This window comes from Arthrobacter sp. Leaf234 (assembly GCF_001422665.1).
GTDB lineage: Bacteria > Actinomycetota > Actinomycetes > Actinomycetales > Micrococcaceae > Arthrobacter_D.
On record NZ_LMLU01000010.1, the window covers coordinates 1 to 11,850 of the forward strand.

Below are 11,850 nucleotides of genomic sequence, written 5' to 3' on the forward strand. Positions count from 1 at the left end.
GGGCGTGGTGGAGAACTGGACGCGGTAGCGCGGCGCGTTGTTCCAGGCGTTCCAGGCCAGCTTGATGCCGAATTCGCTTTGCTCCGTGAACTTCAGGCCCGTGGGGAACGGGGAATCGGTCTTGGTGCTCACTTTGATGGCGTCCGAGTAGGGACTGAGGGCCGTCGAATTGTCGGCCGCGAGGGCTCGGACGCGGAAGTAGTAGGTGGTGTCCTTGGTGAGCCCCGTGATTGTCGCACTCGTGGTGCCGTACCTGTAGTACGTGGCACCGGACATGTCGGGTTTGGTGGAGAACTGGATGCGGTAGCGCGGGGCATTTGCCCAAGCGTTCCAGGTGAGCTTCACGCTCGTAAGCTCCTGGGATGGGGAAGCGAGACCTGTGGGCAGATCGGAGGTCTGACTGATGGTCGAAGGAATCATCAGCGGGGTGGCAGCTGCGCCCTGTGCTCCGACGACGAGAAGCAGCATCAGCAACGTGGTGACGACGCTCGTGATCTTTGTAAGGAAAGGCGTGTTGGAGAGAGGGCTGGTCATGATTCCTCGTGGGCTAGGTATTCCGGAGGCACGCGCTGTAGAGGCGTTCAGGAGACTTAAGGACAGGCACGCAATGAGGGAGTGTCGGCTAGCCGACATCAGCAGGCATGGCAATTTCGTGAGCAGGTACCGCAGCCGGCGCGGCGGCAGAACGGATCTTACGGGTGTTGCGTGGGGGGCCTTCGATGTGAGGTCCGAGCCGGTGACGGGTTGGAAAAGAGAACGTGATCGGTCGTCCTGGTCCTCTCTTTCAGGGAAGACGCAGGCTCGGGCAGTGACAGCGCATTCGGAAGCAGGAGCATAGTGAGACCTCGGCGAATAGTGGTGCCTCCAGCGGGCATGACGAAATCATGACACCTGCGATCACGTCGAACCCTGACCTGCGGCAAAGTTGTCCGAATACTGCGCTGTACTTAAAGGAGTGCTCGCTGCCACGTCAGGAGCCGCGCTGACGATCAAGGTTCGCGTGCTTACCTCGTTAGGGGCGTCTCAGTTCGGCAAGCTTTCGGTCGCACCACTGAAGCTTCGGCGAGGGACCGGACCGAGACCGGCTGGAGCAATTGATCGCCGGGTCTGCCCTGGAGTCGACTGTCCGGCTGCCGGGGTTACAGCGACACTGCACGACCTCTGGGCGGCGTCCTTCACCCTGCTGACCAGCACCACAGAGGGTCTGCCCCTGGTCCTGCTGGAAGCGATGAGCGGTGGCTGCCTGCCGATCGCCTACGACATCCCGTACGGTCCCGCCGATCTCATCGAGGACGCCGGCTACGTCTCCTCCTGCCACGAGGAGACGTAGCCGGCGTCGCTGCGCGCATCGCCACGATCGTGTCGTCGTCCAGCGACGATCTGCGTGCGATGCGGACGGCTGCGCGCGCCACGGCGGAGCGTTTCTCCGATCAGGCCGTGACTGCTCGATGGGCCGGCGAGATGGAGTTGGCCAGCGACAGGAGGCTTCACCAGTTAGCCCTGCCATCGTAGGAGGTGTGGAGACTGCCATGGACAGAAGACCGGGCTCGGGGGACACAACTCGGCTCATGACCGCAGCCAAGAAGTACTGATCTCGAACGGCTCCGACACCCACCCGTTCGAGATCAGTACTTCTTGAGAACAGCACTTTCGGCAGGTGCGTAGTCTCTGCTCCTAAGAGGCCACTCCACCATCACGTGATTCCAAAGCTCGTGTTCCTATCGCCCTGAGAAGCTTCTCCACGCCATCCCCGAACGATCTATGACCCGTCGGGATCGCAACAGCAGGTAGGTGGTACTTGCCTCCGAGTTCGACAAGCCCTGTCTTGCCCATCAGCTCTCTCACTCTCACCTTTGCTTGCTCTGTCCGTCCGATGAGTTTGACTGCTATCCGGCCCGACTCGTCAATGAGGTCGACGGCCATCGGCAGTCCATCGACGCGGAAGTCGACAACAAGGCAATTCGGTCTGTAGAACCACAGGTGCACTCTCTTCAGATTGTCGAACCGAGATTCCGAGAGGCGTGCCTGAATCTCCAGAAGCAGCTCACTGGGTTGAGGCGCTGACGGATCGTCTAAGCCCCAGACCAACGCTCGGTCATCCCTATGACTCGGGCCGAAGACTCGACCGAGTGCGGCGGTCAGGTCCCGGTCCAAATGGTGCACGGTAGGGTCCAGCGGAACTTGATGAGTTCGTGCTCGTTTCCAGTCTGAGTTGATGCCCATGAAGTGGCGATGCTGGATCTGGGTGGAGGGAGTCAGGTCGACTCCTGAAATCTGATGTGTCTTCCACTGCGCGGCGTCCCGGGTGAGGCTTGGTCGGGCCACCCATTTGCGGGTGGTCGGCACTCTCCGATCGTCGAAGTACTGGAAATCCGCGAAGCTGAGAAGGGCATCCGTCGGAGCACCGACCGTTTCTATCCACCGACCGTGATAGGTCATACCGGGCGAACCGGTCTTCATGAGCAGATCGAACACCGAGCCCCCGGCTCCGAGCAAAACGAGCTCATCGATATCGGCGTTGATCACTGCAGCCGCACCCGTGAGGAAGCGATATCGAGCGTGCTCCATGATCCCGTATTCGCAGAAGTCCGAATCCCAGGGAGCGTTGGTCAGGCGATCCCAGTTACCGCCCTGAGGGCCGAAAGGGAACGGCCATCGGACGACCACGATGACATCGAGACCAGGGATTCTGGCCAGAGCCTCCACGACGTCCTCGGGCACGTATTCGGTCGAGCCGTTGTCATACAGCAGGACTGCGTCCACCCCGTGTGTTTCGACATGGAAAAGAGCCCAGTCATGGATCCAGTCGAGTCGATTGTTTTTCGACTTGGTGAAGAGCACCTTCCGGTTCGCGAAGAGGTGGCCGAGGTCGCGGCTGACTTCGGTACTGAGGGTCACCAGGGGGGTCGTCATCGTCAGGAGCTGCGCGCTCGGGGCGTCGTGGATCAGTGAGCGCTGGGTCCGGTCCAGATCCGTGAAGGTCGGGGTGAGGGGAGCGCCGAGCTCGGTCGAGAAATCGGCACGTTCCATCTCCGGCTTGAGGTTCAGCAGGGGTGGCCCGCTGAGAACGATGTCAGAACCTGAGTGGAAGACATCGTAGAACAGCGTGCGGAAGTCGAATTTTTCCTTATAGGACTTCTGTTGCTGCCCGGGCGGCCTCGGAGGCTTCCGCGCCATGCCGGCGTGACGAGGAATCACCATGGAGGATGGAGTCACAGTGAGATGTTTCTTCGCAGACCCGATCATCGATACTCGCCATTCCGTGTCGTCGAGACACCTCGGAATGCCCGACATGTCGCCCAGCCGGACCTCAAAGAAAGATCCCGCCGAATTTTTTCGCGAGAAGCAGGTGCCTGTCACGATGTCCTGAACCGTCGAACCCGTGGCCGTTCGACGTTGCGCCGAAGGCTGGGTGCAGTCCCTCGGACAAAATCCCCAGAATCGACACCATCAGCGGAACGTTGTACTGGAGAGTCTCGGCATGGTTCCTGGCGAGATTGGATGCTGTCGATATTAGGTTGAAGTTTGTGTAGCGATTCAAGCTTTGTTGCAGCGGCTCCAGATAGTCGATGCAGTGAGGGTCGTATGGCGACGTCAGGAGGTACATATGACGCTCTTTCCGCTCATCTGAACGGATCGCCTGCGGAACGAGGTCATTCAACCACTCCACATCGGACGGCTCGGCAGATCCGGCCATGTGCTCGATGATGGGGAACCGTTTTCGGTTTTTGAGGTAGGTGCCGATGGCGATCTGCGGCGATGAGGCGACGATGTTGCCACAGTTCGCCTTGATACCGATACGAATCGCAGCTGACGCTCCTTTCGACATTCCTGCCGTCGTGCATTCGTCATCGGCGAGGCCGAGCGCTTCCTTGAAGACCTCTACGAGTGCGGTAACTCCCGATTCGATATCGAACTCGCGGTTCCGGCAGGCGTAGTACGAGTAGTCGGCGTCGAAATCGTCGTAGATCCAGAGCAGGTGGGCTCTATTGTGCTTCAGGAGTGGCTTGTCGTGGAGGAAGTCGAGAAGGGCGTTCGATTTCCTGATGGAGGTGAAGATGACGATGAGGTGACGGGTCTCCTTGCGTGCCGCCTGATACTCGAAACGGACGTCGACAGGGCCGGACCGGTAGGGGCTCGAAGGAATCACTGGCACCTCCCTCGATCGGCCGACCCGTGGTTCTTCCCGAGTTTGACGAACGGGCGGCTCACCGCTGACCTGCCGAAGATCGTTGCGATCCGGGTTCGCCGACCGTTACGGGAGCCAGGCAGGTGAGAAGAAACTGCTGCAATGCCGACGTACGGTACAGCTCGTAATCGAAAGTGAATCGGGGGAAGTCCGCATCTTCCAACGAGTCGAATCCCCGGGCCAATCCCTCCTCGGAATTCTCCACGATCAGACCGTACCGCCCGTCCAGGACCTCGCGCGGTCCTGGTACGTCGGTACTCACGATGCGCTTGCCGAGGATCATCGCCTCGAAGAGGACCATCGGCTGGCCCTCGTGCAGGGATGGCAGAATAAAAGCATCAGAGCGGGCGAGTATTGCATAGGGATTGTTCCTTTGTCCAGCGAGCCAGATGTAATCGGAAGCGTCCAGATGGTGGATGAGTTGTTGCAGATCCGTCATCAGCGGTCCGGTTCCCACGATGACCAGCCTCGAGAGCGGGTGTGACCGGTGGTATCGGCTGAAACTGCGGATGAGCTTGGCGTGGTCCTTTTCCGGGGACATTCTTCCGATAGCCAGGAAGTTGGTGCTGGCTCCATTCATCCAGTCGTCGATGTCCTGATCCACCGGCTCGGTCGCCGACAGCAGCACTGACTCGGGATGAATCTGATTGTCGACGTTGACGAAGGATGATGGCGTCAGGGAAAACCTGGTCGATAGCGCATCTCTGTTCCTCTCCGAGACTGCACGTGCCACTGAGACGTATCGATCATAGAACCGGTACAGCCGGAAGACGGCCTCCAACTCGGGGAACTTCATCTTCTCCTCGTTCCCCATGTCGTTGTGGAGATAGATGGTGCGCGTACCGCTGCCCGGACTGAAGGCGGCAAGCGACGTCCAGAACGCGGAGTAGCCGTCGAACTCGATGATCGCGTCGAAGTGCTTCGTGCCGAAGATACGTCTGTGTTCCCGTTCGAAACTCGTTCTGTACAGACCCCATTGTTCGGGAGACGCCAGGTCGTGCTGCGAATTGAATTTGTTCACCGTCCACTTCTCTTCCGGGGTGAGCGCGTGCACGCCTGTCCGCCCGATGATCTGGACGTGATCCGGAAGGGCGACCAGATTGGCCAGCCGCAAGGCATCCCGGGCGAGCACCTGCGGTTCGACCACGAGAACGATCCGGTAATGCTCGGGATCTATGCTGTGCATCAGGTTGCGGAAGGAGGTCGCGATCCCGTTGGGGATGAGACCGTGGTGGAGAAGTACGGTGGGCCGATCGACCGGCCTCTTCGAGGCAATGGCGTCCGGATCATCGTCGAAGAAAAAGCGCTTCACCCGCTCCGAGGACAGGCCATCCTCTTGGGAGCAGAAGCGCGCGATCGCCGACTCATAGGTCGCATCGGACCTCCAATCGCTCGAGAGGCCCGCAGTAATGGCCGGCTGCAGTTCTTCTGCTGTAGCGCAGACCTGGCCCGGCATGTCGGTCAAGTCGAAGTAGAGGCCGCGGTCCGACGCATATTCTTCCTCGTCATACGCGAAGAACACGATCGGTTTCTTCGTGGGCAGGAAGTCGAAGAAGATGCTCGAGTAATCAGTGATCAGGAGATCGACCGCCATCAGCAGGTCGTTCGTATCGATTGCCTGAGGTACGACGGTCACATCGAGTTCGACGTCCTGCAGCAGGGACTCGGTCAGTCGGTGGGCCCGGAAGAAGAGATGATGACCAGGGCTGGTCATGCTTTCAAGGTCCTCCCGGAGCTGACCCACGTCTACGCTGCGGTCGTGAGTCTCACCCCGCCAGGTCGGAGCGTAGAGCACCACCGGGCGACCATCGTCTGGGGCGATTCCCAGGTCTGAACGGAGCCGCGCTCGGTCCTCGTCGCCGGACACTACGAGTCGGTCGATCCTCGGTGATCCGGTGACGGCTATCTTCCCTTCGAACAGCCCCTCGATGTCATGCCGCGCAATGAGAGCATGCGATGTGTGTTCGTTGGGACTCATGATGTGCGTGCTGTGCAGGAAGTTCCGTGCAAGATTCGCGTGCGGAACAACTCCCTGTTTCATGTCTCGGCCCAATGTCTTCAGCGGTGTTCCGTGCCAGGTATTGAGGTATCGCTGCCCCTCCTTCCGAATGAAGTAGGGCGGAAATGAGACGTTGTTCACGAGGAAACGGGCGCTGGCCAGGTAGCGCTTGTAGGCGTCGGTATGGAGTTGGGCGAAGACGACGTCCCGTCGTCCGGCAATCTCCGCCGGAACTACCGCTTCCGGTGTCACTGCCCACACATGCAGGAAATTTGCATAGGCCGGGTCGGCCACCACATTCCGGAAGAGTGCAAGCGGATGACAGCCGATGGACGCGCCATGGTTGCTCTCCCACAGGATTACATCGGGCCTGATCCTCAGCGAGGCGTAGAGGTCCGTGTACTCAAGACTGTTCTTCGTCTTCGGCGATCGGAGATACTTGCCGACATCGACGCCGTCCGACGTGTTGAAGAGTCTGGAGTCCACGAAGGCGTCCGCGGCCGCATCGAATTCGCCGGCTCTCGTCAGTGCCATTGCCCTCAGCTGTCGGAGGTTCACATCGAACGACTGAGAGCGGTCGACTGCGGCCGAGAGTTCTTCTATCGCAGCTCGCCAGTCGCCTGCCGAAAGAGCAAGTTCGCCGGCTTTCCTCCGCTGTGTCGTCGAGTTCGACCCCTCGCGGACCGTTCGGGACTGGCGGACCACGTCCACGATGTACGCACGGGCGCTTTCTGTCAGCGGGGACGTCTCGGGCAGGACGTGGTGCTGCTCCTCCATTGCACGAAGGAAGGACACCGCGGCCAAGTCACTAGAGCCCATTCGGGTTAGTGAATATCCAGACCTGTACGCCCAGTATTTCTTGGATGGATCGAGGCTGTAGGCGTGATCGTAGGCTTGGGCGGCTTCGCCCCAGCGTTCCAGGCGCTCGTACGAGAGGCCGAGCTTGTAATGCCAGTAGGGCACATCGTCACGTAGGACGATGGCGAATTGGTAATGTCGCGCAGCGTCTCCCCAGAGATGGCATCGATCGAATGACAACGCGATCCTGTACCGTATTTCTGCCGTATCAGGTGCGACTTTCGCCGACTCCTCGTAGGCCTGGATCGCTCTCTGCCACAATCCCCGATTCTGGAAGAATGCGCCGATGCCCAGCACAGCCGAGTTCAACTTCTTGTCGGCTGCCATTGCTTTCGCGTAGGCTTCGGCGGCGCGCTGCGGATTCCCGCTGAGCTCCCAACTGTGTCCTTCGAGAAAATAGTTGTCCGCACTACCGGGTTCGAGTAGCGACGATCTGCTGAAGGCGAGCGCAGCCTCATCATATTTCTTCATTGCATACGATGTTGTCGCCAGATCGATCTGCCATGCATAATCGGTTGCGTGGGCGGCATTGCCGCTCCTGAGGATGTCGAGCTGCTGCCACTTAGGGCCTTTGTCCGCTCTCAATGACTGCAGACGGTGAGCGTCGTCGAGGACTGCGACATCATCAACGTCCTGGTCGACCGAGCCCCTGGTGCTCCTGACCGCCTGTCTCAGGCCTTCGAGCTTCGCGCGATAGCGCTCGTGGCTCGGCTCGAGCTCGACGGCATTCTGGTAATGCTGAAGGGCCTGACGCGTATAGTTCAGTCGCTGGTACACGAAACCCAGCTGGTACTGCCATCGCGCATTTCGCGGATCAAGCTGGAGTGCACGCGTGAAGTCTGCCGCGGCTGCCGGAAGATCACCCTCGTGCAGCGATCGATGACCGGCCTCGAAGATGCGATGGGCCGAGTCGGCCGGAGAACCACCGTCTGTCCAGGTTCGGTCACGCCTCGATGCTGCTGTGCCGGGGCTCAACTCCTCTCCTGAGTTGACCTCCGAATCCCTATGGGGGCTCATCTGACATACCTTTCGCGTATCCGGCGTGAGCGGGACCACCCCCTACGCCGCTGGTGGTGATGTGCCGCTGTGCAGTTGGTGGGACTGTGTTGAACAGTCGGGCGTGGGGTCCGCGCTAGTGCTGCGCAGAGACGACGTCGTCGGTCGCCGGAACGCCGAGCGGGAGCGCATCGACCACCCGCTGGGTCGCAGATCCGTCACACATCGGCGCGTAGGTCTCCACGAAGGTCCGGTACCGATCCGCGTACCGCACCTGGATCGACGGCAGGGACTTGATGGCATGCACGACCTCGGGCGTTGTCATCAGCAGTGGACCGGGAGCCTGCGCTTCGAGATCGAAGTAGAAGCCGCGGGTCGAATCGCGGTACTGGGCGATGTCGGGGGTCAGGAAGATGATCGGCTTACCCGTCACGCAGAAGTCGAACATCACCGACGAGTAGTCGTTGATCAGGACGTCCGCAGCAAGATACAGATCATTGACCTCGGGATACTCCGTCACGTCGATGACGAACCGGTTCCCCGCCGTCTGTCGCTGGCCGGCGATGTTGTGGTGTCCACGCAGCAGGATGACATAGTCCTCGCCGAGTTGCTCCTGGGCTGCCTCGAAGTCCAGGTAGGTGACCAGCTCGTACTGCTTCGACGTGTTCTTGGCGTCGTCGCGCCACGTCGGTGCGTAGAGGATGGCTCGACGACCTTCGGGAATCCCGAGGAGGTCACGCACCGCTGCGCGGCGGAGATCGGCGTCGGGGGCCCTGAGGGAATCGTTCCGCGGGTACCCCTCGGTGATCACCTGCCCGGTAAAACCGAAGCACGTGGCGAGGACGTGCGCCGCATAGTCGTTCTGTGCGAGGAGCGCGTCCCAGTAGGTCGCTTCACGCTGCATGAGGTTCCAGTAGGACAGCGAGAAATTGGTGCGGGCGACGTCGTTCCCGAGCTTCTTCAGCGGTGTACCGTGCCATGTCTGGATGTACACCTGCCCGTCCCGCTTCCGGAAGTAGAAAGGGAAGTTGTTGTTGTTGACGAGCAGCCTTGCCTCGGCCAACAGGCGGTACCAGAGCCGTGAGCCGATCAGGACCGGCTGGGCGCCATCAGGTACGGGCACGGAGTGATCAGCGATCGCCCAGTACATGTCCCCGACGGTCGCGCGCCGCTGGAACTCCTCGAGGATGCGCCGCGTGCTGTCGGTTGCGCGACGTCCCCCGAAGCACATGAAGAGGACGGAGTCCTGCAGCGGCAGCTTCGCGCGGTCGATCTCGCTGCGCAGCATCTGCTGGTTGTAGCGTCCGAGTTCGTCCGCAGCCAGTGGCGGGCGGACGTGGACGGTGACGGCTCCGGCGACAGCCGTCCTGCTGATGCCGACCTCGAGGGTGTCACGCAGCTCGCGGGAAGGCAGCATCTCCTGGAGGGCAGGTGCCGCGGGGAGCCAGTACCCTACGTTGTCCTCTGTCTTCTGGGGGATGTACCGGAGGCTGTAGGCTCCCGGCTCCGGCATCTGATCCCGGCCCTCCCAGGGAGAACTCACGAGAGGGAAGCGGACGGTGAAGCGGTTGCTCCCCTGGTTGCGCGTGACGTTCAGCGCCACCTGGTCCGCCTCGATCACTGCCTTCCCACTGGACAGCACCAGCCGCGGGGCATGGATGCTCGTGAAGTCCGCCGTACCGAGGACGGTGAGGTAGCAGCCGTCCTCGGAGACACGGAGATCGTCCGCCTCGACCCGGTAACGCCGCTCTTCGAGGGCCAGGAAGCCGTAGCCCGTCAACTTCAGGCGCAGGCGGCGCGATCGGTCCAGCTGCTCCGTGAAGTCCGTGCTCCCGGGGCGCCACGCGATGGGCTGGGGAGTCTTGAAGCCGCTGTCCAGGCGCAGGTCCCACTGGTGCTCGGCGCGCGGTGAGGCCTCTGCGGTGAGGCGGGGGATCACGAGGCGGTAGTCGGCCACGTTACCGCGTACGTCCACGCACACGGCGGTCTTCCGAAGGGCCAGTTTCGCGCACTCCACCGTGATCTTCGAGGCGAGCGGCGCGGAGTGTGCTTCGACCGTGATCGTCAGTGTGCGCCCGTCGAGCCGCACGTCCGTCGCCGAGTACATGGGGGCTACCCGCACCAGCGTCAGACCGCGTCCGGGCTTGAACTCGACGGCGATGCGGTGCTCCCCGTTCATGGGGGCGATGGGTACGGTGCCGGCAGCACCCGAGGTGTCCCGGCGGGTGACTGGTGATTCCAGCACCTGACCCCGCGCTGTGAGGCGCAGCCCGAGCGACCATGACGACGGCGCGGCGTCCCCGGCGGGCAGGGCGGCCGGGTCGATGCTGACACTGAAGCCACTGTCCGCATAACTGGTCCAGTTGTCGTTCGCGTCCCAGTCGATGGCCGGATCGCGGTGCCTCCCGACAACGAGCGGCAGGACCTCGTTGCCGTCGTCGTCGATCAGCATGGCCTCGATGACGAGAGCGCCCGCAGCAGGGTCGATCGAGGAGATGTAGGCGTGGCCGGTGATCCTGAGGCAGCCGTCGTCGCCCCACTCCATTTCGGTGATCTTGCTGATGACGCGAAGGTCGATGTCCTGGCAGGCGAGCAGGTCCTCGGACGGCTGTCTCGTGAGGTCCGACAGATAAGGAGGCTGCGCACGGAGCGGACCCGGCTGCGACGACGTGGCGAACGAGGACCCGAGATCGCTGCGGGAGCTGCAGATGGTGACCACATCAGGCCGGTTGTCGTCCAGGACCGCCGCGAGGATGAGGCGATTGTGGAGCCGGATGCCCTCCCAGGCGAAGGGGGCCAGGGCATGGAGTTCCTGGACCCCCGCCACGAGCCGGGACCAGTAGACGTCGTCGGTGCGAGGGACGACCTCGAAGAAGGGAAAGAGATCGGTGCCGAGGAGCCGGGTCAGCAGTCGTTCCGCCGCCTCCGGGGCCAGACGTCCGAGACCCTCGGTGATCACTGCCGACATCCGCCGGAGGTACTCGTCGAGCACCCCGATGCTGCACAGCTGCTCGCGGGTGAGGGAGTCCCCACCGCTGTCGCCGACGACGTCGCTGAGCCTTCCCGGCAGGAGGTCGATGGTCCCTGCACGAAGATAGGCGGCCCGGACCGCTTCGGCCTGCCAAAGATCGCCTTCGACGTCGACGTCCATCAGGTGCTCGAGCCAGAACGACCTCGAGAAGACCTTGTTGCTGAGGTAGGTGTCCGACGCAAGGTCCGGGGCATGCTGCAGCGTGGTCGTGAGCTCGGCCGTTCCGTGCAGGGCGGTCTGCGCGGCCGGGGTGACGAACTTGGCGCCCTTCCGCACCCCGACGGTGCCGACCGCGACGTCGGACCGTGACCCCTTGAGCGACCGGACCGCGGCGGCGGCAGCGCCCGGGGCAACGAGGTCCCCGGCGGTGACGAACATGATCCACCGCGTCCTGGCGGCTTCGACCACCGCGTGACGTGCAGCCGGCGCCGGGATGCCGGTGGCAGGCCGAAGCGCGATGCGCGCGTCCCGCTTGGCGTAGGAGGAAGCGTCCCTGACGATGCCGTCGTCGCCGGTCGTGTCGACCACGACCACCGCGAGGGCCACCGACTTCTGTCGCAGAATGCTCTGCAGAGTGGCGACGAGATCCTGCGTGCCGTCCTCGACCACCACGCCGATGGTGAGGACCGGCTTCTGGACGGGTGCCGCGGTGAGGGTCCGTGGAGAGGTGAGGGTCGACGCCGCCCGTTCGACCTTCGCAGCGTCCGCCGGATGGAGGGATTGCCGGATCTTCTTCCGCTGCTCCACCGGGAGACTCTGCCACGCTGTCCGCAGCTT

General features: G+C 62.2%; 6 protein-coding genes. 1 reads left to right on the forward strand and 5 read right to left on the reverse strand.

Annotated features, from left to right (window positions below; all coding sequences use genetic code 11):
• A partial coding sequence (locus ASF21_RS15180) for a fibronectin type III domain-containing protein (protein ID WP_162237558.1) occupies positions 1-534 on the reverse strand: 534 nt, incomplete at its 3' end.
• A gap of 466 nt (positions 535-1,000) precedes the next feature.
• Here ASF21_RS15180 and ASF21_RS17455 point away from each other — a divergent pair.
• Entirely contained in the window at positions 1,001-1,330 is a 330-nt protein-coding gene (locus ASF21_RS17455; RefSeq protein ID WP_200914854.1) for a glycosyltransferase, read from the forward strand.
• A 344-nt stretch (positions 1,331-1,674) separates the two neighbouring features.
• On the opposite strand, the gene ASF21_RS15185 is transcribed toward ASF21_RS17455, so the two are convergent.
• The 4 genes from ASF21_RS15185 to ASF21_RS15200 all read right to left on the reverse strand — a co-directional run bounded on the left by ASF21_RS15185 (position 1,675) and on the right by ASF21_RS15200 (position 11,820).
• Positions 1,675-3,360, reverse strand: a complete 1,686-nt coding sequence (locus ASF21_RS15185) for a hypothetical protein (protein WP_157365944.1) — start codon at positions 3,358-3,360, stop codon at positions 1,675-1,677.
• On the reverse strand, positions 3,311-4,150 hold the full coding sequence (locus ASF21_RS15190) for a hypothetical protein (RefSeq protein ID WP_055773238.1): 840 nt from the start codon (positions 4,148-4,150) through the stop codon (positions 3,311-3,313). The genes ASF21_RS15185 and ASF21_RS15190 overlap by 50 nt, the downstream gene beginning before the upstream one ends.
• Positions 4,151-4,208: 58 nt before the next feature.
• The gene (locus ASF21_RS15195; protein WP_162237559.1) at positions 4,209-8,021 is read right to left on the reverse strand and encodes a CDP-glycerol glycerophosphotransferase family protein; all 3,813 of its coding nucleotides are present in this window, start codon (positions 8,019-8,021) and stop codon (positions 4,209-4,211) included.
• 157 nt (positions 8,022-8,178) lie between these two features.
• A complete protein-coding gene (locus ASF21_RS15200) occupies positions 8,179-11,820 on the reverse strand; it encodes a CDP-glycerol:glycerophosphate glycerophosphotransferase (protein WP_055773246.1) in 3,642 nt (1,213 codons plus the stop codon).
• Positions 11,821-11,850: the final 30 nt, after the last annotated feature.